This is a genomic window from Lysobacter sp. OAE881, from assembly GCF_040546665.1.
Taxonomy (GTDB): Bacteria; Pseudomonadota; Gammaproteobacteria; order Xanthomonadales; family Xanthomonadaceae; genus Lysobacter_J; species Lysobacter_J soli.
In genome coordinates this window covers 3994420-4016625 of the sequence record NZ_JBEPOG010000001.1, presented here as the reverse complement: position 1 = coordinate 4016625, position 22206 = coordinate 3994420, and the positions used below count along the sequence as shown (strand labels likewise).

Genomic DNA, 22206 nt, shown 5'->3' with positions numbered 1-22206 from the left:
CAGCAACTGCAACGAAACAGGCGCGGACTTCCGCGCCTGTTTCGTTTGCGTCGCAGGACGCCGGATCAGAACGAGAACGACACGCCCGCGACCGGACCCTTGAAGCGGTGGTCGAGGCCGAGCGAGCCATCGCGACCGCCGCGGCGTGCGTCGAGCTTGAACCAGTCGTAGCCCACGAACGCGCCGAACACCGGCGTGAAGCGGTATTCGACCGCCGCGTTCGCGCGCGAGATGCTGCCGTCGTAATCGCCGAAATCGCCCCAGTCGGCGTCCAGGTACTGGCCCTGCAGGTTGATCAGCCACTTCTCGCTCGGCGTGAACGTGAAGCGCGCACCGACCACCGGCGCATAGCCGTCTTCCTGGTCGCTGTCCTCGTAACGGTACGGCCCGGCTTCGGCGAGCAGCTTGCCGTCGAGCTTCGCCCACTCGGCACCGATCTGTAGGCCCATCTCGAAGGTGTCGGTATCCACCACCGCGTAGTCGTACATCAGGCTGGCCAGCGTGAACTCCACCTCGGCACGCGCGAAGCTGCCGGCCGGGATCGTGTACACGTCGTAGGACAGGTCGCGATCGAGCGTGGTGGTGTTTTCCTTGTCGTACTGGAAGTAATCAAACACCAGGCGCTGGCGATCGCTGAAGCGGAACGTGCCGTCGATGCGCGGCGACACTTCGTTGCTGCCGAAATCGAAGTCCTGGCTGTAGCGGTAGTCCTGCCCCATGAAGGTCGTGTTGGCAGTCAGTTCGCTGGAAGCATCGGCATCCATTGCGCCGATGCGAAGGGTGAATCGATCGTTCTGTTGCGCCTGCGCGGCGCCGGCGAGAAATACGGAAGACAGGGCCAACGCAAGGGCCAAACGCTTCAACTCCATCATCAGTCCACTCCATCGAGGCGATTGCGAGTGCGTAATGGAGCCTCAATGGACATGCAGCAGAAGTGAAAGCGCGCGCATCGCATGCGTTGATGTCGCGACGGTGCGTTCGAGCGCAAGCACGCTCACATGCGACTCACGCGCGCTGCATCGTCGTTGCGCAAGGTGGGAGTGACGTCGATGCGCAGTGCGCATCACTTCAGTGCGATGCACGACCAGACGTCAGCGATGAACAAGCGCGCACACAGCGCGGGTCGACACAAAAGGAGAAGCCCCGGCGCAAGCCGGGGCTTCGGAGGGCCCACCTAGACTGCCGTTGACGAGGAGAGAGCGTCGGCGGGCGATCGCTGGTTGGGACCGGGCAAGTCCGGAAAGGTTCCGCGCTTCGCGGCCGTCATCGAAAAACCGGACCGGCGTCACACTGCGACGGCGTCCGATTCCTGGTGCGGGGCAGCGTGCTGCCGGCGCGCCTCGATGCGCTTCCAGATCTTCTCGTGGAAGTGGAAGGCGACCGTGTTGCAGGCGGGCTCGACCAAGGCGAGGGCGCCGCCGACCCAGACGCTGCCCGTCATCAGATAGCCGACCATGAAGGCGACGCTGAAGTGGACGGCGGCGAAGCTGAAAGTCTTGGCCATGGGGAGAGTCCTTCCAATGAGAGTGGTTCTCATTATGTGGACGACTTCTGGCAGGTCCAATCGAATGATCCAGGCGCACTGATAGTCTCGGTCTATTGTTCGAGAAAAAGCCGCGGACGTCCGGAATCGTGCCGATTGGCCCGAATCCGGGCGAAATCCGGGCTTCGTGACTGGCGCCGGTTGCCCGGACTTAAGGGGACCTTTATACTTTTGCGGCTCTACCGGGCGCTTTGCGCCTGCCCCAGACCGACGAGTCCCGCGTGCACGATCCCTTGTCCGCAGGCCGCCGGCTGGCGTCGCGCGCGACTGCCTGGCAGGCCGCCGCGGCAGCGCTGGCCGCGCTGGCGTTCATCCCCCTCGGGGCGCCAATGGCGCTGGCGGCGGCGGTGGGCGGCGGTGCAGTCGTCGCAGGCGGACTGGTGGCGGCCCTGATGGCCCTGGGCGGCGGCATCCAGCCGGCCGGCATGGCGATGGGGCGGCTCCTGGCCGGGGTGATGTTGAAGTGGGTGGTGGTGTTTGGAGTTTTAACCCTCGGCCTGGCCGGGTTCAAGCTGCCGCCATTGCCGATGCTGGTGGGAGTGCTCGCGGCGACGCTGGCATTCGTACTGGCCAATCTTTTGAAACGATAAGGTGTCTTTCGTGAGCGAACAGACCGGTTCGGGCGGCCTGAACGAATACATCCAGCATCACCTGCAGCAGAACACGATCGAAGTGTTCGGCGGTGCGTTCCATATCGACACCTGGGCGGTGTCGCTGGTGCTGGGTCTGATCTTCATCGGCTGGTTCGCGTTCTTCGCGCGCAAGGCCACCGCCGGCGTGCCGTCCAAGGGACAGGCATTCGTTGAGCTGATCCTGGAGTTCATCGACGGCCAGGTGAAGGACAGCTTCCACGGCGACCGCCGTTCGATCACGCCGCTGGCGCTGACGATCTTCATGTGGGTCGTGCTGATGAACGGCATGGACCTGCTGCCGCTCGACCTGCCGGGCTGGTTGGTGAAGACGACCGCCGGTGCGGAAGTCGCGCATCACACCTATTTCCGCTGGGTCCCGACCGCCGACCTCAACACCACGCTCGGCCTGTCCGTCGTCGTGTTCTTCCTGATCCTCTACCACTCGGTGAAGGCCAAGGGCGGCTTCGGCTTCGGCAAGGAACTGCTGACCGCGCCGTTCCACGCGCACGGCACCGGCGCCAAGATCGCGCTGGCACCGGCGAACCTCGGCCTCAACGTCATCGAGTACCTCGTCAAGCCGGTCAGCCTGGCGATGCGACTGTTCGGCAACATGTACGGCGGCGAGCTGGTCTTCATGCTCATCGCCGGCCTGCTGGGCGGCGGCCTGCTGATGTTCGTGCCGGGCGTGCTGTTCAACACGGCGTGGGCCCTGTTCCACATCCTGATCGTGCTGCTTCAGGCCTTCATTTTCATGATCCTCACCGTCGTCTACATCGCCGGCGCGTACGAGAGTCACTGATTTCGCTTTACCGCTTCACCTTCCAAGCTTCACCTTCCTTAGTCGTCCAAACCAAAACGTTTCAGTAGGAGAAAACCATGGAATTCATCGCCAGTGTGCAGGGCCTGACCGCTATCGCGATCGGCATGATGGTCGGCCTCGGCGCGATCGGCGCGTGCCTCGGCATCGCGCTGATGGGCTCGAAGTTCCTTGAGTCGGCTGCCCGCCAGCCGGAACTGGTTCCGATGCTGCAGGGCCGCATGTTCCTGCTGGCCGGCCTGATCGATGCGGCGTTCATCATCGCGCTGGCCGTCGGCCTGCTGTTCGCCTTCGGCAACCCGCTGCTGGGCGCGCTGCAGACCGCCACTGGCGCCTGATCCCGGGCCGCAAGCCGATCTATTGAGCCGTCCGTGACCCGGGCGGCTCTCCCGGGCGTAACCGCCCGAAAGACAAGCGTTCCATCGGAGCTGTCATGAATATCAACATGACCTTCTTCGGCCAGATGATCACGTTCGCGATCCTCATCTGGTTCACGATGAAGTTCATTTGGCCGCCGCTGAACAAGGCGATCGAAGAACGTCAACAAAAGATTGCCGAGGGCCTGGCTGCTGCCGAGCAGAGCCAGAAGAACCTCGCGCAGGCACAGCAGAGCGTCGACGCCGAGCTGCGCAGCGCGCGTACGAAGGCCAACGAGATCATCGAGCAGGCGCACCAGCGCGCCAATCAGATCATCGACCAGGCCAAGAACGACGCGATCGCCGAAGCCAACCGACAGAAGTCGGCGGCCGAGGCCGAGATTGCGGCGGCATCGAACCGCGCCCGCGAGGAACTGCGCAAGCAGGTCTCCACGCTGGCCGTGACCGGCGCCGAAAAGCTGCTCAAGCGCGAAATCGACGCCAACGCCCACAAGGCGCTGCTCGACGAGCTGGCAGCCCAGCTTTGATCTGTGCACACGGCATCACCCAGGCTCGCTCGAGCGGAATGATCTGAAATGACCCAGGCCTTGACCCTCGCCCGTCCGTACGCACGTGCCGCCTTCGCGCTTTCGCGCGAGGGCGGTCGCACCGCTGCGTGGTCGCAGGCGCTCGCCTTCGCTTCGCGCGTGGCTGCCGATCCGCAGGCGCAGGCGCTGCTCGGCCACCCGCTGCTGAACCCTGTCGACGCGGTCGGCCTGCTTGCGCCGGACGGCGCCGATGAAGCCTTCACCCGCTTCCTCGGCTTGCTCGCCGACAACCGCCGCCTCGTGCTGCTGCCGGAAATCACCGGCCAGTTCGAAGAGCTGCGCGCCGAAGCCGAGCGCGTGGTCAAGGCGAAGGTCACCGCTGCGAGCGAGCTGCCGTCCGCCGAACTCGACGCCATCAAGGCCGCGCTGAAGAAGCGCTTCGGCCGCGAGGTCGAGATCGAGACGGCGGTCGATGCCTCGCTGATCGGCGGCGCCGTGATCGACGCGGGCGACGTGGTCATCGACGGCTCGCTGAAGGGCAAGCTCGAGCGCCTGCAGTCGACGCTGTCGCAATAACGAATTCATCTGCAATTCCGGTCTATGCCGGATCAAGGGACTCAACCCATGGCAACCACCACGCTCAACCCGTCCGAAATCAGTGAACTGATCAAGACCCGCATCGAGAAGGTCAAGCTGACCGCCGAAGCGCGCAACGAAGGCACCGTCACCTCGGTGTCGGACGGCATCGTGCGCATCTACGGCCTGGCCGACGTGATGCAGGGCGAAATGATCGAGCTGCCGAACAGCACCTACGCGCTGGCGCTGAACCTGGAGCGCGACTCGGTCGGCGCCGTGGTCCTGGGTGACTACGAGCACCTGCGCGAAGGCGACGTCGCCAAGACGACCGGCCGCATCCTCGAAGTGCCGGTGGGTCGCGAACTGCTCGGCCGCGTCGTGAACGCGCTGGGCGAGCCGATCGACGGCAAGGGCCCGATCGGCGCCTCGCAGACCGCTCCGGTGGAGCGCGTCGCCCCGGGCGTGATCTGGCGCAAGTCGGTCGACCAGCCGGTGCAGACCGGTTACAAGACCGTCGACGCGATGATCCCGATCGGCCGCGGCCAGCGCGAGCTGGTCATCGGCGACCGCCAGACCGGCAAGACCGCCCTGGCCATCGACGCGGTGATCAACCAGAAGGGCACGGGCATCAAGTGCGTGTACGTGGCGATCGGCCAGAAGGCCTCGACCGTCGCGAACATCGTGCGTCGCCTGGAAGAGAACGGCGCGCTGGCGCACACGATCGTCGTCGCCGCCACGGCGTCCGAATCGGCCGCCATGCAGTACATCTCGGCCTACTCGGGCTGCACGATGGGCGAGTTCTTCATGGATCGCGGCGAAGACGCGCTGATCGTGTACGACGACCTGTCCAAGCAGGCCGTCGCCTACCGCCAGATCTCGCTGCTGCTCAAGCGTCCGCCGGGCCGCGAAGCCTACCCGGGCGACGTGTTCTACCTGCACAGCCGCCTGCTTGAGCGCGCCGCGCGCGTGTCCGAGGAGTACGTCGAGAAGTTCACCAACGGCGAAGTGAAGGGCAAGACCGGTTCGCTGACCGCGCTGCCGATCATCGAAACGCAGGCCGGCGACGTGTCCGCGTTCGTGCCGACCAACGTAATCTCGATCACCGACGGCCAGATCTTCCTGGAAACCGACCTGTTCAACGCCGGCATCCGCCCGGCCGTGAACGCCGGTATCTCGGTGTCGCGCGTCGGTGGTGCGGCCCAGACCAAGATCATCAAGAAGCTCTCGGGCGGCATCCGCATCGCGCTCGCCCAGTACCGTGAGCTGGCTGCGTTCGCGCAGTTCGCCTCCGACCTGGACGAAGCCACCCGCAAGCAGCTCGAGCGCGGCCAGCGCGTCACCGAGCTGATGAAGCAGAAGCAGTACGCGCCGATGTCGATCGCGCTGCAGGCCCTGTCGATCTACGCCGTCAACGAGGGCTACCTCGACGACGTGCCGGTCAACAAGATCCTGGCGTTCGAAGAGGGCCTGCACGCCCACTTCGTCAACACGCAGGGCGAGCTGGTCAAGACGATCAACAGCACCGGCAACTGGAACGACGAGATCGAGGCGACCTTCAAGAAGGGCATCGCCGAGTTCAAGCAGACCGGCACCTGGTGAAGCCGTGATTCGTGATTCGGGATTGGTGATTCGCAAAAGCAGCACGCGGATCGCCGACCACACGAATCACGAATGACCAATCACGAATCACGAGCGAGCAGAGCGAGCGACAGATGGCAGGCGGACGCGAAATCAAATCCAAGATCAAGAGCGTGCAGAACACCCGCAAGGTGACGCGCGCGCTCGAGATGGTCTCGGCTTCCAAGATCCGCAAGGCGCAGGAACGCATGAAGGTCTCGCGTCCGTATGCGCGCGTGATGAAGCAGGTGATCGGCCACCTGGCGCAGGCCAACTCCGATTACCAGCATCCGTACCTGGTCGAGCGCCAGGACGTGAAGCGCGTCGGCTACATCATCGTTTCGTCGGACCGCGGCCTCGCCGGCGGCCTGAACAACAACCTGTTCCGCAAGCTGCTCGGCGAGTTCCGCAAGTGGCACGAGCAGGGCGTCGAGATCGATGTGGTCACCATCGGCCAGAAGGCTTCGGTCTTCTTCCGTCGCATCAAGGTCAACATGGTCGGTTCGGTCACCCACCTGGGCGACCAGCCGAAGCTGGAAGACCTGGTCGGCGTGGTCAAGGTGATGCTGGACGGCTACAGCAGCGGCAACCTCGACCGCGTGTTCGTCTGCTACAACGACTTCGTCAACACGATGACCCAGCGCGCGGCGTTCGACCAGCTGCTGCCGCTGCCGCCGTCGGAGACGCAGGTCGCCAGGCACGACTGGGACTACATCTACGAGCCCGATGCGGAGAGCGTGCTGAACCACGTGCTCAACCGCTACGTCGAGTCGCTGGTGTACCAGGCGGTGCTGGAGAACGTCGCGTCCGAGCATGCCGCGCGCATGGTCGCGATGAAGGCCGCCTCCGACAACGCCACCAAGCTGATCGGCACGCTGAACCTGGTCTACAACAAGGCCCGCCAGGCTGCGATCACGCAGGAAATCTCGGAAATCGTCGGCGGCGCCGCGGCGGTGTAAGGCCGTGATTGGTGATTCGGGATTGGTGATTCGTTAGAAGCAGCGTTTCGCGCTCGACCGAATCACGAATCACCAATCACGAATCACAACGAATCAATCGGGCGACGCAAGCCGCCGAAACGAACAAAGTTAATCGGAGCAACCACAATGAGTCAGGGCAAGATCGTTCAGATCATCGGCGCCGTCGTCGACGTCGAGTTCCCGCGCGAGTCCGTGCCGAAGGTGTACGACGCGCTGAAGGTCGACAACACCGCCATCACGCTCGAAGTCCAGCAGCAGCTCGGTGACGGCGTCGTCCGCACCATCGCCCTGGGCTCCACCGACGGCCTGAAGCGCAACCTGGTCGCCACCAACACCGGCCGCGCGATCGCGGTGCCGGTCGGCGCCGGCACGCTGGGCCGCATCATGGACGTGCTGGGCAACGCCATCGACGAAGCCGGCCCGGTGCAGGCTGCCGATCATTGGGAAATCCACCGCGCGGCCCCGACGTACGAAGACCAGTCCTCGGCCAACGAGCTGCTGGAAACCGGCATCAAGGTCATCGACCTGATGTGCCCGTTCGCGAAGGGCGGCAAGGTCGGCCTGTTCGGCGGCGCCGGCGTCGGCAAGACCGTCAACATGATGGAACTGATCAACAATATCGCCAAGGCGCACTCGGGTCTGTCCGTGTTCGCCGGCGTGGGCGAGCGTACCCGCGAGGGCAACGACTTCTACCACGAGATGAAGGACTCCAACGTCCTCGACAAGGTGGCGATGGTGTACGGCCAGATGAACGAGCCGCCGGGCAACCGCCTGCGCGTCGCGCTGACCGGCCTGACGATGGCCGAGTACTTCCGCGACGAGAAGGACGCCTCGGGCAAGGGCCGTGACGTGCTGCTGTTCGTCGACAACATCTACCGCTACACGCTGGCCGGTACGGAAGTGTCGGCACTCCTGGGCCGCATGCCGTCGGCGGTGGGTTACCAGCCGACGCTGGCCGAGGAAATGGGCGTCCTGCAGGAGCGCATCACCTCGACCAAGACCGGTTCGATCACCTCGATCCAGGCCGTGTACGTGCCCGCGGACGACCTGACCGACCCGTCGCCGGCGACCACCTTCGCACACCTCGACGCCACCGTCGTGCTGTCGCGAAACATCGCCTCGCTGGGTATCTACCCCGCCGTGGACCCGCTCGACTCCACCTCGCGCCAGCTCGATCCGAACGTGATCGGCCTGGAGCACTACGAAGTCGCGCGCAAGGTGCAGTCGACGCTCCAGAAGTACAAGGAGCTGAAGGACATCATCGCGATCCTGGGCATGGACGAGCTGTCTGAAGAAGACAAGCAGGCCGTGTCGCGCGCCCGCAAGATCGAGCGCTTCTTCTCGCAGCCGTTCCACGTGGCCGAAGTCTTCACCGGTTCGCCGGGCAAGTACGTGTCGCTGAAGGACACCATCCGCGGCTTCAAGGGCATCGTGGAAGGCGAGTACGACCACCTGCCGGAGCAGGCGTTCTACATGGTCGGCGGCATCGAGGAAGCGGTCGAGAAGGCCAAGAAGATCACCGGTTGATCGGTTGATCTTGTTCCCTCTCCCATCGCGGCGCCCGAAAGGTGCGCGAAGGTGAGAGGGTCAGGGTGGAGGCTCTGCTTCCGCCCTCACCCCAACCCTCTCCCGCAGGCGGGAGAGGGGGACGCAGAAGAAAGGCACGTTCTCCATGGCATCCACGATTCGTTGTGACATCGTCAGCGCCGAGCAGGAAATCTTCCACGGCGACGCCGAGCTGGTGGTCGCCACCGGTGAAATCGGCGAGCTCGGCATCGCGCCGAAGCACGCGCCGCTGATTACCCGCCTGAAGCCGGGCAAGGTCGTGGTGACCCTGCCGGGTGGCGAGCAGCTGGACTTCGCGATCTCGGGCGGCATCCTCGAGGTGCAGCCGACGGTCGTCACCGTGCTGGCCGACACCGCCGTGCGTGCGCAGGACATCGACGAAGCCGCCGTCCGCGACGCGAAGGAAGAAGCCGAGCGGATCCTGTCGAAGAAGGATCCGAAGATGAGCATGGAAGAAGCCCAGAGCCAGCTGGCCATGAGCATCGCCCAGCTCAGCGCGCTGGAGCGCCTGCGCAAGAACATGAAGCACTGACGGCAACGCTGCGGGATCGCTGCGCGCAGCCCGCTCGATGCACAGAAGGCGACGGAGACCCCGTCGCTTTTTTGTTTGGCCTCGCCGGCGAGCGGCGTACGCGACTACCGCCGATACACCCAGTGCCGCGACAGCACGAAGCCGATCGCCGCGACCGTCATGTCGATCGCCGGCTTCGCCAACCACGCCCAACGCAGGCCGACGGCGTCGTCGATGTGCCCCACCGCCCAGGTGCTGATCGCTGTCGTCGCGAGCCACATCAGCGCGAAGCGCGCGAACTGCCGGCCACCGAGCGCCGTCTCGTCGCTGGCGAACGTGAACCGGCCGTTCGCCCAGAATCCGATCGCCGCGCCGCTGATCCGTCCAATGATGTTCGCCGGTTCCACCAGCAGCCCCGACGCGCTGAGCGCGACGAACACGGCCCCAGTCCACGAGCAGCTGCACGCCGCCGACCACGACGTAGCGGCCGCCTTGCCGGGCGAGGGTCGAACGATCGGGGCGGTTACGCATGACGCGATTCTAAGCGAGGCCCGCGCGCGTCCCTGCACGCGACCCACACGCACGGCGCGTTGCGTTTCGCATTGATAAGATCCCCGCGGTCGCGTCCACGAGTCCCTCATCGCATGAACCCGCTCCACGTCGTCATCCTCGCCGCCGGCGAGGGCAAGCGCATGAAGTCCGCCACGGCCAAGGTGCTGCAGAAGATCGCCGGCAAGCCGATGCTGGGTCACGTGATCGACACCGCGCGCCAGCTCGGCGCCGCCGGCATCCACATCGTCTACGGCCACGGCGGCGAGCAGGTGCGGGCCGCGTTCGCCGACCAGACCGATCTCCACTGGACCGAGCAGGAGCAGCGCCTGGGCACCGGCCACGCCGTGCAGCACGCGATGCCGTCGGTGCCGGTCGATGCGCGCGTGCTGGTGCTGTACGGCGACGTGCCGCTCATCACCGCCGAGACGCTGCGGCGTCTGCTCGCCGCGGAAGGCCGCATCGCGGTGCTGGTCGCCGATCTCGACGATCCCACCGGTTACGGCCGCATCGTGCGCGATCCGCAGGGCCGCGTGGGCCGCATCGTCGAACACAAGGACGCCGACGACGAGCAGCGCGAGATCCGCACCGTCAACACCGGCATCCTCGTCGCCGACGGCGAGGCATTGCGCCGCTGGCTGCAGCACCTGGGCAACGACAACGCGCAGGGCGAGTACTACCTCACCGATGTCTTCGCCTCTGCCGCCGCCGAGTTCAACGCGGCCGAGATGGTGCACGTCGTCGATCCGATCGAAGTCGAAGGCGCGAACGACGCTTGGCAGCTCGCGCAGCTGGAGCGCGCGTTCCAGCGTCGCGCCGCGCGTGCGCTGTGTCTGCAGGGTGCACGACTGGCCGATCCGTCGCGTTTCGACCAGCGTGGTGAAGTGCGCGTGGGCCATGACGTGGAGATCGACGTCGACGTCGTGCTCGAAGGAAAGGTCGTGCTCGGCGACGGCGTGCGCATCGGTCCGTTCTGCCGCCTCAAGGACGTCACCCTCGGCCCGGGCACCGAAGTCCGCGCCCACTGCGATCTCGATGGCGTGATCGTCGAAGGCGCCGCGCAGATCGGCCCGTACTCGCGCCTGCGTCCGGGCACCGTGCTCGCCGATGGCGTGCATGTCGGCAACTTCGTCGAGACCAAGAACGCGCGCATCGGCGTCACCAGCAAGGCCAATCACCTCACCTATCTGGGCGACACGGTCATCGGCGCGGGCGTGAACGTCGGCGCAGGCACGATCACCTGCAACTACGACGGCGTGAACAAGTCGACGACGACGATCGAGGACGGTGCGTTCATCGGTTCGAATTCCTCGCTGGTCGCGCCGGTGACGATCGGTCGCGAGGCGACGATCGCTGCCGGCTCCGTCGTGACGCGCGATGCGCCCGAAGGCAAGCTCACGGTCGCGCGCGCGCGGCAGGCGACGATCGAAGGCTGGCAGCGCCCGAAGAAGAAGCCGAAGGCCTGACTTCGCATCGACGCGGGTGAGGGCACTTCACCCGACTCGCTCGCCGCACATAGCGTCATCCCGGCGAAAGCCGGGACCCAGGCCCGCGCCGTGGGAAGTTTGCGGTGCTTTCGCCTCTATGACGAACGCCGACTGCGGATGCCTTGATAGCCTGGATCCCGGCTTTCGCCGGGATGACAGGTTTCACGCGATGACACATAAGGTGCGCGGCAGCGCGTCACCAGCGAACGGCGCGCCTCACTCCACCGGCAGCGTCAAACTCACCGTCAGCCCGCCGCCATCGCGATTGGCCAGGCCGATGCGGCCGCCATGGGCTTCGCAGATCTCGCGCGCCAGCGCCAGGCCCAGGCCGCTGCCGGTGCGCTTGGTGGAATAGAACGGCACCAGCGCGTTCGCGAGCACCGCGTCCGACATGCCCGGCCCGCGATCGCTCACCTCCACGCGCACGACGCGGCCGGCCTGTCGCACGCTCAGGGTCACGTCGCTTTCGTTAGAGCCCGACTCGTGCGCATTCTTCAGGACGTTGATCAGCGCCTGTTCGACCTGCGCCGCGTCGAAGCGCGCCGGTTCGCTTGGGATCGGGCCGCGATGGAAGCCGTAATGCTGCTGCAGTCGCGACAGGAACGGCGCCCAGTCCACCGATTCCAGCTCCGGCACCGGCAGCTTGGCGACGCTGGAATAACCGCGCAGGAAGCCGTGCAGATGCCGCGCGCGTTCCTCGATGGTTTCGAAGATGCGGCCAAGCTTCTCGTAATCCTCGCGACGCAGCAGTTCCGCACCGGAATGCGCCAGTGACGTGATCGGCGCCAGCGAATTGTTGAGCTCGTGGCTGATCACGCGGATCACCTTCTTCCACGTCGCCACTTCCTGCCGGTTCAACTCGGCCGTGAGGCGCTTGAACATGTAGAGCGTGTGCACGCGGCCGTTGAGGTGGAAGTCGCGGCGCGCGAGGTGGTAGGTCTCTTCCTGCCCGGCGTGTTCGAAGCTGAAAAGCCGGTCGCGGCCTTCGCCCAGCGCTTCGCGCAGCGGCGCCGGCGTGTGCTCCATCAGCTGCGGGAACTTGAGGCCTTCGACCTTGCGGCCGTCGTGGAAGAGCTGGCGCGCGGCGAGGTTGCCGTACACGATCGCGCCGCGGCTTTCGATCAGCAGCAGCGCGGTCGGCGTGTTCTGCACCACGGTGTCCAGCAGCAGTTCGCGCTGGAACAGCGACTGGCGCTCGTCGCGCAACACTCGGCCCAGTTCATTGTGCGCTTCGACCAGGTCGTCGAGCTCATCGTGCGAGCGGCGCGTGACGCTGAAGCTGAAATCGCCATCGCGGAAACTGGCGACCGAACCGGAGAGCGCGCGGAACAGGCTCAGCTGTCGCGCGAGGTAGCGCTGCGCGATCAACGGTGCGACCAGCGCACACACCACCAGCGTGAGGCTCGCGCCGAGCAGCGCATTGCCCAGCCAGTCGATCAGCAGCGCGCACAACCCGACGGCGCCCAGCATTGCCGCGAACAGCAGCAGCGCGAGCTTTCCGGCCATCGAGAAGTGGCGCTTCGGCGCGTCCATCGCATCACCGCGCGATGCCGAGCTTGTCCAGCCGGCGGTACAGCGCCTGACGACTCAGGCCGAGGTCCGCCGCCGCCTGGCTCATCACGCCACCGGCGCGTTGCAGCGCGGCTTCGATGGCGTCGCGATCGGGTTCGCCATCGTGCGTGCGCGGCGCGGGCGGCGACGCTGCGAGGCCGAGCTCCTCCGCGTCGATGACATCGGCCGAACCCAGCAGCAGCGCACGCTGGATCGCGTTCTTCATCTCGCGCACGTTGCCCGGCCACGCATGCCGCAGCAGCGCGCCGCGCGCGGCATCGCTGAGGCGACGCCGGCCTTCGAGGAAGTGCTCGGCCAGCGGCAGGATGTCGCCGCGACGCTCGGCCAGCGGCGGCACGCGAAGTTCGATCACGTTGAGGCGGTAATACAGGTCTTCGCGGAACGTGCCGGCGCGGATCATCGCGGGAATGTCGGCGTTGGTGGCGGCGATCACGCGCACTTTCACCTGCCGCTCGCGGTTGGACCCCAGGCGCTGGAAGCGGCCGGTTTCGAGCACGCGCAGCAGCTTCATCTGCCCGGCCGGCGGCAGGTTGCCGATCTCGTCCAGCAGCAGCGTGCCGCCGTCGGCCGCTTCGAACTTGCCTTCGCGCGCCTTGTTGGCGCCAGTGTAGGCACCGGCCTCAGCGCCGAACAGCTCGGCTTCGATCAGCTCCGACGGCAACGCGCCGCAGTTGAGCGTCACGTACGGACCTTCGCGCACCGACGAATTGGCCTGGATGATCTCGGCGATGCGCTCCTTGCCGGCGCCGTTCGGGCCGGCGATGAGCACCGGCACGTCGGCCCGCGCGACGTGGCACGCCAGGCTCACCACGCGTTCGCTCGCGGGATCGGCGAACACGACGCCGCGCAGATCGTACTGGCGCTCCAGTTCCTGCCGGCGACGACGTTCGCCATCACGGTGCTGCGCGAGCGCGCGGTTCGCCTCACCCAGCTCCAGCAGGTTGGTGACCGTGGTCATCAGCTTGTGGTCGTCCCACGGCTTGCCGAGGTAATCGGCGGCGCCGGCTTTCACCAGTGCGACCGCCGATTCCAGCCGCGTCCACGCGGTGAGCAGGATGATCGGCAGGTCGGGGAAGCGGTCGCGGATCGTGCGGAACAACGCGATGCCTTCCTCGCCGGACGTGGTGTCGGCGGTGAAGTTCATGTCCTGGATCACCAGGTCGATGGTTTCGCGTTCGAGCAGTTGCAGGCCTTCGTCCGGCGACTCCGCGCTGAGCACGCGCAGGTCGGCCAACGAGAACAGCACGTCCAGCGCGACGTGCACCGCGTGGTTGTCGTCGATGACGAGGATGGTCCGCATGAGCCTTAGGGTAGCAGTGGGCCGACATGACGCGGCGGCCGTCCCGGAGAGAGTGGGAACGGCCGCCGCCGGTTACGAGGTTCCTGCGGACGCACGGCGCCCGGCGATCACACCGTACGCGTGGCCACCGCCGGCGAGACGCGGGAGGCGCGCGTGGCCGGGCCGAACACGGCCAGCTGGCCGAGCAGCAGCACGGTCAACGCTCCCAGCGGCGCGTAGTACCACGCCAGGCGCGGCAGCTCGTAGTGCTTCATCAGCCAGAGGTTGAAGCCGTAGGTGAGCAGCAGGCCGAGCGCGATGCCCACGCCCACCACGATCACGTTCTCGATCATGAAGTAGCGGCGGATGTCGAAGCGGCGAGCGCCCAGCGCACGACGCGTACCGATCTGCTTCACGCGACGCGTCACCCAGAAGCTGACCATGCCGACGATGCCCAGGCCCGTCACCGCGAGCAGCGAGAAGATCACCGTGGTCAGCACGATGGTCATCGCGCGGTCCTGGCGATAGCTCTCGCCGCGCACTTCCTCCACCGATTGCAGGCCGCGCACGATGCGCCCGGTGTTGATCTCGCCGAGCTTGCGTTCGGCTTCCTTCATGATCTCGTCGCGACGCGACGCATCGGTGCGAATGAGGTAACGCGCGGAGTTGTCGAACTCGCCGTCCTGGTACTGCGGCACAAGCAGCGCGTGCTCGACCTTGTCCCAGCCCACCCACGGCGCCTGCAGGCGCTCCACAATGCCCACGATCGTGCTCGACGAACCCTTGCCGCCCAGGCCGCTGTAGATCGGCTTGCCCAGCGCGTTGCCGTCGGGGTACAGCTGGTCGGCGAGCGCCTGCGTGACGATCACCGAGTTCGGCGTGCCCTTGTCGTCGCGGCTGCGGTAGCTCACGTCGTCGGCGGTGAAGTTGCGGCCGGCCACCAGGTGCACGCCCAGCGTGTTCACGCCGTGGTCGTCCACGATGTAGATCGAGGTCGGCGTGTTCTTGCGCTGGTCTTCCGGCGCGCTTTCCGGAAGCGTCGTGATGCCTTCGCTCCAGCCGCCGTTGGACAGCGGCACGGAGTTGATCGTGGTCGCATCGATCACGCCCGGAATCGAACGCAGCGCGTCCAGGTCCTGGCGCAGGCTGCCGCGCAGGTCGAAGTCAGGTGCGAAGCCGAGGCTGGTGATGGTGAACAGCGCCTTCTCGTCCATGCCGCTGGGACGGTTCACCTTCTCGATGCGCTGCAAAATGATGAAGACGCTGTTGCACACGATGGCCAGCGTGATGGCGACCTGCAGCGCGATCAGCAGCAGGCCGGTCTTGTTGCGCATGAGCGCATTGAGGATCGGTCGGAATTCCATGGTGGTGTCCTCGGCTTACTGCGTCTTCAACTGCGTGGCCGGCTGCACCTGGCAGGCGCGCCACGTCGGATAAAGGCCGGCGATCAGGCTGGCGACCAGTGCGATCAGCAGCGACAGGCCGACCATCACCCAGTCCAGTTCGGCCAACCGTTCGATCGATGTGCCTGCATAGAGCTTGCGCAGCGCCAGCAATCCGAGCCCCGTCAGCACCAGTCCGAGCAGGCCGCCGGCGATGCCGACGAGTCCCGATTCGGTCAGGTACTGGGCGAACACCGCCGGCTTGCTCGCGCCCACTGCGCGACGCAGGCCGATTTCCGGCGCCTTGCCCATGAACTTCGCCAGCAGCAGGCCCACGGTGTTGATCAGGCACACGGCGAAGAACGCGAACGCCAGCCACACCTGCGTGCGGACGTCGCGACCGACCACGCGCTGCGCTTGCAGGAATTCGGACACCGTGTACACGCGGTTGTTGACCGGACGCGCGAAGCGGCCGGCCTTCTTCTGCTCGCCGACGTAGTCGTTGAGGAAGCCCAGGTACCGCTGCGCATCGGCTTCATCCTTGACCTGCACCCACATGTCGATCCAGATGCAGTCCGATGCCAGCAGCCCTTCGTAACCGGGCTCGGAATCCTTGTAGCAGCTGTTGTTCGAGTTGCTGTTGAGCTTCTTCTCGATGCCGAACGAGAACGGCACGAACACCGACTGCGGATCGTTGAAGGCGCCGTTGGAGACGTGGTACACGCGCGGCGTCGGGCGCCATTTGTCGAGCACGCCCACGACGGTGAAGTCCTCGCCGCCCAGGCGCACCTTGCGGCCGACGCTGTTCTCGCCGCCGAAGAGCTTGTCGTTGGTCTCCGCATCGATCACCGCCACGCGCGCGGCGCTGCGGTCTTCGGCCGGCGTCCAGCCGGTGCCGTAGCGGAAGGGCGGCTCGAAGATCGGGAAGAAGCCCGACGTGGTGAACAGCGCTTCGACCATGTACGGCTTGATCTCGCGCTTCTCCGGTTCCAGCGGAAGCACGTTGGGGAAGAACGCCGCCTCGTGCTCGGCCTTGTGCGCGTTCACCAGGTTGTTGGCGTCCTGGTAAGTCATCAGCTCCGGCGGTTCGGTCGGGTAGTCCTCGTCCCAGGGCTCGTTGACGTCCCAGTTGTCCAGCTGCACGCGGCGCACCTGTTCGTCCTTGTAGGACATCGGGTTGCTTCCCATCATGTGCAGCACGGTCATCGAGGTCATCGACATGCCGATGCCCAGCGCGATGGCCGCGACCATGAGGGCGGTGAGGATGCGGTTCCGCTTGAGCGAGATGGCCGCCAGTCGCAGGTAGTAGGTGAACATGGGTGCGTTCCTCAGCCGGCCGTGACGGTGGCGGAGTGCGCGGCGGCGTGGACTTCACCGCCCAGGCGCGGCGCGTCGTCCAGGTCGGTCACCTGGCCGTCGATGATGTGCACGTTGCGCTGCGAGCGCGCGGCCAGTTCCGGATCGTGCGTCACCATCACGATCGTGGTGCCCTGCGCGTGGATCTCCTCCAGCAGTTCCATCACGCCGCGCGCCATCAGTGAGTCGAGGTTGCCGGTGGGTTCGTCGGCGAGCAGCAGGCGCGGCGAGCCGGCCAGCGCACGCGCGATCGCCACGCGCTGCTGCTGGCCGCCCGACAGTTCCGACGGGTAATGCTTCATGCGCGACGACAACCCCACGCGACCCAGTGCGTGCTCGATGCGCTCCTTGCGCTCGCCCGCGCCCATGCGGCGATAGCGCAGCGGCACGTCGACGTTGTCGAACAGGTTCAGGTCGGGGATCAGGTTGAAGCCCTGGAAGATGAAGCCGATCTTCTCGTTGCGCAGGCGCGAACGCGCGTTGTCGTCCAGGCCCTTCACCGATACGCCGTCGAGCAGGTAATCGCCGTCGTTGAAGTCCTCCAGCAGGCCGGCGATGTTGAGGAACGTCGTCTTGCCCGAGCCCGACGGCCCGGTGACGGCGACGAACTCGCCTTCGCGCACGTGGATGTCGAAGCTGCGCAGCGCGTGCGTCTCGATCATGTGCGTGCGGTAAACCTTGCTCAGGTGGGTCATCTTCAACATGGCGGGCTCCTGGGTCGTTCTGTTCGTGCGTGCGGTGATGCGGATAGGGTGGGATGCGTGAAGCCGGTCAATCGTTGACCATCACTTCGTCCGCGCCGTTGAACGCGGTGGTGTCGGAAATCACGATGCGGTCGCCGGGCTTCAGGCCCGAAAGCACTTCCACGTCGGACAGGCTGCTGGCGCCGGTGGTGATCGCGGTCTTGATCGCGGTGTCGCCATCGAGCTTGTAGGCGACGCGGCCGCCGCCGGTGTCGAGGAACGGGCCGCGCTGCACCATCAGCACGTTCGGCTTCTCCTCGATCATCACGCGTGTGCTCACGCGCTGGTTCTGGCGAAGGCCGGTGGGGCGCTTGTTGTCGGGCTGCTGATCGGCGAAGCGCAGGCGCGCCATCACCTGGCCGTTCACCACTTCAGGCGACACCGACTGCAGCACGCCGTTGTACTTCTGCCCGCCGTAGCTGATCTCCGCGCCCATGCCCAGGCGCAGGTCGTCGGCGTAGCTCTCCGGCACCGGCAGTTCGACTTCCAGCTCGCGCAGGTCCACCACCACCAGCAGCGGCTGGTTGAGCGGCACCACCGTGCGGTCGGTGATGTTCACCGTGCCGACCATGCCGTCCACGGGCGAGCGGATGTTGAGTTCGTCCACCTGGCGCTGCAGCTCGTCGACGATCGCCTGCTGGCGCTGGGCGAGCAGGTGCTTGTTGCGCGTGTCCAGCCCGGCGCCGCGATCCTGCAGGCCGTAGTCGTGCTGCGCGTGCGTCAGGCCGATGTCGGCCTTCTTCAGCGTGTCCTGCGCGCGGGCCACTTCGATGCTCGACACCGCGCCGCCGTCGAAGCCCTTCTGGCTTCGTTCCAGGTCGCGCAGCGCGGCAGTGCGGTCGATCTCCGCCTGGTCCAGCGCCTTCTGTGCCGTGGAGCGCGCCAGCTGCGCGTCGAGCGCCGCGCGGCTGGCCTCGGCCTGTAGGCTCGCCAGCGTGGACTGCTCCTGCACCAGCTTGCTGCGCAGCTCGGGGCTGTCGATCACCGCCAGCGTCTGGCCCTGCTTGATGGTGTCGCCGGCGCGCACCTTCAGCGTCACGGTGCCGGCGGCCGGCGCGTACAGCGTCGGGCTGACGGCCGCGACCATGCGGCCTTGCACCGAAACGTCCCGCACCAGCGTGCCGCGATGCACTTCGGCCGTGCGCAGGCGCTCGCCGCTGACCGACTGCCCGGCGCCCAGCCAGCGACCCAGCGTCGGCACGCTCAGCGCCACCAGGAGCAGGGCCGCCACGCCGCCGCCGATGAGCAGCTGCTTGCGGCGCGGGTTCGCAGGGGACGCGGCGAGGACGCGGTCTTGGGCGGAGGTGTCGCGGATCATGCGGTCGTCAGGTGATGGAAGCTCACCTGAACAAGCAGATCGCGTGCCAATCTCGCGCCCCTTTGGATTCAACCACTTGCGCGCGCCAGCACCTGTCCGGAGTGTCCGCGCGGACAGTTCCGTGTCCGCCGTACAGCGGCCTTCGCGTACCTCCCGCTAAACTGCTTTCCGTTCCGGAAATCCCCTTCGAACCAGGAGTACGGCTGCATGTGCGGAATTGTGGGAGCGATCGCCGATCGCGACGTGGTGCCGGTGCTGATCGAAGGCCTGAAGCGCCTGGAATACCGCGGCTACGACTCTGCCGGCATTGCCGTCCTGGACGGTGAACAGGTCCGCCGCGTGCGCCGCACCGGCCGCGTGTCTGAGATGGAAACGGCCGCCCAGTCCGAAGGCTTCCACGCCCGGCTCGGCATCGGCCACACCCGCTGGGCCACGCACGGCGGCGTGACCGAAGCCAACGCGCACCCGCACGTCTCCTTCGGCGAACTGGCCGTGGTGCACAACGGCATCATCGAAAACCACGACGAGCAGCGCGAAGCCCTGCGCGCCCGTGGTTACGTCTTCGAGTCGCAGACCGACACCGAAGTCATCGCGCACCTGATCCACTTCCACCAGTCGCAAGGCGCCGACCTGCTGGCCGCCGTGCAGAAAGCCGTGCACGAACTCGTGGGCGCCTACGCCATCGCCGTGGTCAGCAAGCGCGAGCCCGGCCGCCTCATCGCCGCGCGCATGGGCTGCCCGCTGCTGGTGGGCCTGGGCGAAGGCGAGAACTTCATCGCCAGCGACGTGTCCGCAATCCTGCAGGCAACGCGCCAGGTGATCTTCCTGGAAGAAGGCGACACCGCCGAAGTCACGCGCGAGTCCGTGCGCGTGTTCGACGCCAGCGGCGCCGCCATCGAACGCGAAGTGCACGTGTCCGACGTCTCGCTCGCCTCGCTGGAGCTGGGCCCGTACCGCCACTTCATGCAGAAGGAAATCCACGAGCAGCCGCGCGCCATCGCCGACACCATCGAGGCGGTGATGGACGCCAACGCGTTCAACGCGCTGCTGTTCGGCGCCGATGCCGAACACGTCCTGCGCGACGTGGAAGGCGTGCAGATCCTCGCCTGCGGCACCAGCTACTACGCCGGCCTCACCGCGCGTTACTGGATCGAAGCCATCTCCGGCCTGCCGTGCTCGGTCGAAATCGCCAGCGAATACCGCTACCGCAAGGCCGTCGCTAACCCGAAGCATCTCATCGTCACCATCTCGCAGTCGGGCGAAACGCTCGACACGATGGAAGCGCTGAAGTACGCCAAGTCGCTGGGCCACGACCGCACGCTGTCCATCTGCAACGTGCCCGAAAGCGCCATCCCGCGCGCCAGCCGGCTGGTGTACTACACGCGCGCCGGCGCCGAGATCGGCGTGGCGTCCACCAAGGCGTTCACCACGCAGCTGGTGGCGCTGTTCACGCTGGCCGCCACGCTGGCCAAATTGCAGAACCGCCTGAGCGTGGAGCAGGAAGGCCAGTACCTGGACGCGCTGCGCTTCCTGCCCGGCAGCGTGCAGCACGCGCTGAACCTGGAACCGCAGGTCACCGCCTGGGCCGAGCGTTTCGCGCCCAAGCAGCACGCGCTATTCCTCGGCCGTGGCGTGCATTACCCCATCGCACTGGAAGGCGCGCTCAAGCTCAAGGAAATCTCCTACATCCACGCCGAAGCCTACCCGGCCGGCGAACTCAAGCACGGCCCGCTCGCGCTGGTGGATGCCGCCATGCCGGTGGTGGTCATTGCCCCCAACGACACCCTGCTGGAGAAGGTGAAGTCCAACATGCAGGAAGTGCGCGCCCGCGGCGGCGAGCTGTTCGTCTTCACCGACGAGGACAGCCAGTTCGGCCCGTCCGAAGGCGTGCACGTGATCCGCGCCCCACGCCACGTCGGCGTGCTGTCGCCGGTGGTGCATGCCATCCCCGTGCAGCTGCTGGCGTACCACGCCGCACTGGCGCGCGGTACCGACGTGGACAAGCCCCGTAACCTGGCGAAGTCGGTGACGGTGGAGTAACGCCGGACCGAATGCGGTGCTTGGGAACGGCCCTCCTTTGCGAGGGCCGTGTTCTTTTTGGCGGGATGTTAATGTCCGCTTTCGACCCGAAGCGGACATCGCAATCGATCGGAGAATGAAGATGAAGTTGATCGCTAGGGATACGACGGGTACCGAAGTGATCGAGCGTGATGGACGCTACTTCGTCCGCTACGACGCAGGGTCTCACCAGGTAACTTGGCGCGAGGATGAGATCTCGGCTGATGATCTCGACGTGATTCGCTCCAGCTCCGAAGGGATCGAGATCGTGCTGCGGGCCGTTCAACGAAGGCTGCTTGCCGCGGGCATCGATCCATATCGCGCAAACTGGACGCCAGCGCACTGATCTCGCCGAAACGTCCGCTCCTGGCCGATAGCGGACGCTCGGCCGGGACGGCTGGCGGCCGGGCTGCTAATGTCCGCTATCGACCCATAGCCGACGAGCAACGGCGCCCAGTCCCGAGGCACCAGGGGAGACGGATGAAAGATGCCTTGATTGTCATCGCGCTGTTGGTCTTCGTTGCGGCGCTCGCCTTTGCAAAGTTGGGAATGCAGTTCTCGAACGGCACCGGCATCGTTTACCACTTGATAAACAGGGGCTTCGATAGGTCAGCTCAGATCGGTCTGGTACTGACAGTGCTCATCGGTGTGGGCAGCTACCTGTACAAGAAGGGACGCAAAGGGGACTGAGCGCAGTACTCAACGAGCAGGTCCGAAGGTCCGCTTCTGGCCGTTGGCGGACATTCGTCCTGTGGGCTCCTTGAGGGCGATGCCAATCTCCTCTGTCGATCCATGCCGGACAGGGCCCGGCACGACCAGGTGGGACTGGTGATGCGTTAGGCTGGTACGGGACGACACACCCGTGGGGGCAGCATGTTTCGCGCGGCACGCGGCGCATTGATCTTGATGTTCTGGCTGATGGCCGGTGGCATGCTGCTGGCCGGCGGCGAGCCGCCGCTAGGCGTTCTGCTCGCACTCGCCGGAATAACGTTGCCGCTCGTCACGGCCAATCGTGCACTGGACAATGCGCGTAAGCGCCAAGGAAAGGCGAACGACTTCACCACCACTTGGGAAGACGTGGACAACTTGAGCTCGCGCGACGTTGTTGTGCACGTTGTCTCGCTGCTGATCGGTGTCGGCATGATTGTGGCTGCCGTTACGCTTTCAAGCGCGGGCACTTAGAACTCCTTTGCCGAGGAGTTTTCGACGGAGTCCCGGGAGCAGCTTGAGCGCGGCGCTGGGGTGGTCACCAGTCTTCAACCCAACGTCCGCTCTTGGCCGATAGCGGACGTTCGGCTGGCTGGCGTCGTCACCAC

The 22206-nt window shown here is 66.0% G+C and carries 23 protein-coding genes; 14 read left to right on the top strand and 9 right to left on the bottom strand.

The annotated features are described in order from the left end of the window. Positions 1-65: 65 nt before the first annotated feature. Together ABIE51_RS18415 and ABIE51_RS18410 are read right to left on the bottom strand one after the other, a co-directional pair. Entirely contained in the window at positions 66-869 is an 804-nt protein-coding gene (locus tag ABIE51_RS18415) for an outer membrane beta-barrel protein (protein WP_192632900.1), read from the bottom strand. 416 nt (positions 870-1285) lie between these two features. Next, positions 1286-1504, bottom strand: coding sequence for a DUF2061 domain-containing protein (locus ABIE51_RS18410; protein WP_115841925.1), 219 nt, complete (start codon positions 1502-1504; stop codon positions 1286-1288). A 260-nt stretch (positions 1505-1764) separates the two neighbouring features. On the opposite strand from ABIE51_RS18410, the gene ABIE51_RS18405 reads away from it, so the two are divergent. The 9 genes from ABIE51_RS18405 to ABIE51_RS18365 all read left to right on the top strand — a co-directional run bounded on the left by ABIE51_RS18405 (position 1765) and on the right by ABIE51_RS18365 (position 9167). Continuing rightward, entirely contained in the window at positions 1765-2133 is a 369-nt protein-coding gene (locus ABIE51_RS18405; RefSeq protein ID WP_232338469.1) for a hypothetical protein, read from the top strand. A 10-nt stretch (positions 2134-2143) separates the two neighbouring features. Continuing rightward, the gene (gene atpB, locus ABIE51_RS18400; RefSeq protein WP_115842075.1) at positions 2144-2974 is read left to right on the top strand and encodes a F0F1 ATP synthase subunit A; all 831 of its coding nucleotides are present in this window, start codon (positions 2144-2146) and stop codon (positions 2972-2974) included. A 77-nt stretch (positions 2975-3051) separates the two neighbouring features. Continuing rightward, complete coding sequence (gene atpE, locus ABIE51_RS18395; protein ID WP_192632741.1) at positions 3052-3330, top strand: F0F1 ATP synthase subunit C; 279 nt, start codon at positions 3052-3054, stop codon at positions 3328-3330. Between the two features lie 95 nt (positions 3331-3425). Then, on the top strand, positions 3426-3896 hold the full coding sequence (locus ABIE51_RS18390; RefSeq protein ID WP_115841923.1) for a F0F1 ATP synthase subunit B: 471 nt from the start codon (positions 3426-3428) through the stop codon (positions 3894-3896). A gap of 48 nt (positions 3897-3944) precedes the next feature. Next, the gene (locus ABIE51_RS18385) at positions 3945-4472 is read left to right on the top strand and encodes a F0F1 ATP synthase subunit delta (protein ID WP_192632742.1); all 528 of its coding nucleotides are present in this window, start codon (positions 3945-3947) and stop codon (positions 4470-4472) included. Positions 4473-4520: 48 nt separating this feature from the next. Then, a complete protein-coding gene (gene atpA / locus ABIE51_RS18380; protein WP_115841921.1) occupies positions 4521-6071 on the top strand; it encodes a F0F1 ATP synthase subunit alpha in 1551 nt (516 codons plus the stop codon). A gap of 113 nt (positions 6072-6184) precedes the next feature. Next, positions 6185-7048, top strand: a complete 864-nt coding sequence (gene atpG, locus ABIE51_RS18375) for a F0F1 ATP synthase subunit gamma (protein WP_157031253.1) — start codon at positions 6185-6187, stop codon at positions 7046-7048. Between the two features lie 147 nt (positions 7049-7195). Next, positions 7196-8596 (top strand): F0F1 ATP synthase subunit beta, encoded by a 1401-nt coding sequence (gene atpD / locus ABIE51_RS18370; RefSeq protein ID WP_115841919.1) that lies wholly within the window; start codon positions 7196-7198, stop codon positions 8594-8596. Between the two features lie 145 nt (positions 8597-8741). Beyond that, a complete protein-coding gene (locus ABIE51_RS18365; protein ID WP_157031252.1) occupies positions 8742-9167 on the top strand; it encodes a F0F1 ATP synthase subunit epsilon in 426 nt (141 codons plus the stop codon). A gap of 104 nt (positions 9168-9271) precedes the next feature. Here ABIE51_RS18365 and ABIE51_RS18360 read toward each other — a convergent pair whose 3' ends face one another. Next, positions 9272-9586, bottom strand: a complete 315-nt coding sequence (locus ABIE51_RS18360) for a GtrA family protein (protein ID WP_502913313.1) — start codon at positions 9584-9586, stop codon at positions 9272-9274. Positions 9587-9790: 204 nt separating this feature from the next. Between ABIE51_RS18360 and glmU the strand changes: the two genes are divergently transcribed. Continuing rightward, the gene (gene glmU / locus ABIE51_RS18355) at positions 9791-11161 is read left to right on the top strand and encodes a bifunctional UDP-N-acetylglucosamine diphosphorylase/glucosamine-1-phosphate N-acetyltransferase GlmU (protein ID WP_192632744.1); all 1371 of its coding nucleotides are present in this window, start codon (positions 9791-9793) and stop codon (positions 11159-11161) included. 237 nt (positions 11162-11398) lie between these two features. Here the strand turns inward: glmU and ABIE51_RS18350 are convergent, their stop codons facing one another. The 6 genes from ABIE51_RS18350 to ABIE51_RS18325 form a co-directional block, all read right to left on the bottom strand. Further along, complete coding sequence (locus tag ABIE51_RS18350; RefSeq protein ID WP_192632745.1) at positions 11399-12715, bottom strand: sensor histidine kinase; 1317 nt, start codon at positions 12713-12715, stop codon at positions 11399-11401. A gap of 4 nt (positions 12716-12719) precedes the next feature. Then, positions 12720-14054, bottom strand: coding sequence for a sigma-54-dependent transcriptional regulator (locus ABIE51_RS18345; protein ID WP_192632746.1), 1335 nt, complete (start codon positions 14052-14054; stop codon positions 12720-12722). A 107-nt stretch (positions 14055-14161) separates the two neighbouring features. Further along, positions 14162-15397 (bottom strand): ABC transporter permease, encoded by a 1236-nt coding sequence (locus tag ABIE51_RS18340; protein ID WP_192632747.1) that lies wholly within the window; start codon positions 15395-15397, stop codon positions 14162-14164. Positions 15398-15412: 15 nt separating this feature from the next. Further along, positions 15413-16732 carry an ABC transporter permease gene (locus tag ABIE51_RS18335; RefSeq protein ID WP_115841912.1) on the bottom strand — a complete coding sequence of 440 codons (1320 nt, stop codon included), beginning with the start codon at positions 16730-16732 and terminating at the stop codon, positions 15413-15415. Positions 16733-16743: 11 nt separating this feature from the next. Beyond that, the gene (locus ABIE51_RS18330) at positions 16744-17475 is read right to left on the bottom strand and encodes an ABC transporter ATP-binding protein (RefSeq protein ID WP_115841911.1); all 732 of its coding nucleotides are present in this window, start codon (positions 17473-17475) and stop codon (positions 16744-16746) included. A 67-nt stretch (positions 17476-17542) separates the two neighbouring features. Next, entirely contained in the window at positions 17543-18832 is a 1290-nt protein-coding gene (locus ABIE51_RS18325) for an efflux RND transporter periplasmic adaptor subunit (RefSeq protein ID WP_192632748.1), read from the bottom strand. A 207-nt stretch (positions 18833-19039) separates the two neighbouring features. On the opposite strand from ABIE51_RS18325, the gene glmS reads away from it, so the two are divergent. The 4 genes from glmS (at position 19040) to ABIE51_RS18305 (ending at position 22072) form a co-directional block, all read left to right on the top strand. Continuing rightward, entirely contained in the window at positions 19040-20872 is a 1833-nt protein-coding gene (gene glmS / locus ABIE51_RS18320) for a glutamine--fructose-6-phosphate transaminase (isomerizing) (RefSeq protein WP_192632749.1), read from the top strand. A gap of 121 nt (positions 20873-20993) precedes the next feature. Beyond that, a complete protein-coding gene (locus tag ABIE51_RS18315; protein ID WP_192632750.1) occupies positions 20994-21236 on the top strand; it encodes a hypothetical protein in 243 nt (80 codons plus the stop codon). A 134-nt stretch (positions 21237-21370) separates the two neighbouring features. After that, entirely contained in the window at positions 21371-21580 is a 210-nt protein-coding gene (locus tag ABIE51_RS18310; protein ID WP_192632751.1) for a hypothetical protein, read from the top strand. A gap of 216 nt (positions 21581-21796) precedes the next feature. Continuing rightward, positions 21797-22072 carry a hypothetical protein gene (locus tag ABIE51_RS18305; RefSeq protein WP_192632752.1) on the top strand — a complete coding sequence of 92 codons (276 nt, stop codon included), beginning with the start codon at positions 21797-21799 and terminating at the stop codon, positions 22070-22072. Positions 22073-22206 lie beyond the last annotated feature (134 nt).

Bases quoted from the DNA above. Each gene is read 5' to 3' on its own strand.
- ABIE51_RS18415 (WP_192632900.1), bottom strand. From the start codon at position 869: ATGGAGTTGAAGCGTTTGGCCCTTGCGTTGGCCCTGTCTTCCGTATTT.
- ABIE51_RS18410 (WP_115841925.1), bottom strand. From the start codon at position 1,504: ATGGCCAAGACTTTCAGCTTCGCCGCCGTCCACTTCAGCGTCGCCTTC.
- atpE (WP_192632741.1), top strand. From the start codon at position 3,052: ATGGAATTCATCGCCAGTGTGCAGGGCCTGACCGCTATCGCGATCGGC.
- ABIE51_RS18390 (WP_115841923.1), top strand. From the start codon at position 3,426: ATGAATATCAACATGACCTTCTTCGGCCAGATGATCACGTTCGCGATC.
- ABIE51_RS18385 (WP_192632742.1), top strand. From the start codon at position 3,945: ATGACCCAGGCCTTGACCCTCGCCCGTCCGTACGCACGTGCCGCCTTC.
- atpA (WP_115841921.1), top strand. From the start codon at position 4,521: ATGGCAACCACCACGCTCAACCCGTCCGAAATCAGTGAACTGATCAAG.
- atpG (WP_157031253.1), top strand. From the start codon at position 6,185: ATGGCAGGCGGACGCGAAATCAAATCCAAGATCAAGAGCGTGCAGAAC.
- atpD (WP_115841919.1), top strand. From the start codon at position 7,196: ATGAGTCAGGGCAAGATCGTTCAGATCATCGGCGCCGTCGTCGACGTC.
- ABIE51_RS18365 (WP_157031252.1), top strand. From the start codon at position 8,742: ATGGCATCCACGATTCGTTGTGACATCGTCAGCGCCGAGCAGGAAATC.
- glmU (WP_192632744.1), top strand. From the start codon at position 9,791: ATGAACCCGCTCCACGTCGTCATCCTCGCCGCCGGCGAGGGCAAGCGC.
- ABIE51_RS18350 (WP_192632745.1), bottom strand. From the start codon at position 12,715: ATGGACGCGCCGAAGCGCCACTTCTCGATGGCCGGAAAGCTCGCGCTG.
- ABIE51_RS18345 (WP_192632746.1), bottom strand. From the start codon at position 14,054: ATGCGGACCATCCTCGTCATCGACGACAACCACGCGGTGCACGTCGCG.
- ABIE51_RS18340 (WP_192632747.1), bottom strand. From the start codon at position 15,397: ATGGAATTCCGACCGATCCTCAATGCGCTCATGCGCAACAAGACCGGC.
- ABIE51_RS18335 (WP_115841912.1), bottom strand. From the start codon at position 16,732: ATGTTCACCTACTACCTGCGACTGGCGGCCATCTCGCTCAAGCGGAAC.
- ABIE51_RS18330 (WP_115841911.1), bottom strand. From the start codon at position 17,475: ATGTTGAAGATGACCCACCTGAGCAAGGTTTACCGCACGCACATGATC.
- ABIE51_RS18325 (WP_192632748.1), bottom strand. From the start codon at position 18,832: ATGATCCGCGACACCTCCGCCCAAGACCGCGTCCTCGCCGCGTCCCCT.
- glmS (WP_192632749.1), top strand. From the start codon at position 19,040: ATGTGCGGAATTGTGGGAGCGATCGCCGATCGCGACGTGGTGCCGGTG.
- ABIE51_RS18315 (WP_192632750.1), top strand. From the start codon at position 20,994: ATGAAGTTGATCGCTAGGGATACGACGGGTACCGAAGTGATCGAGCGT.
- ABIE51_RS18310 (WP_192632751.1), top strand. From the start codon at position 21,371: ATGAAAGATGCCTTGATTGTCATCGCGCTGTTGGTCTTCGTTGCGGCG.
- ABIE51_RS18305 (WP_192632752.1), top strand. From the start codon at position 21,797: ATGTTCTGGCTGATGGCCGGTGGCATGCTGCTGGCCGGCGGCGAGCCG.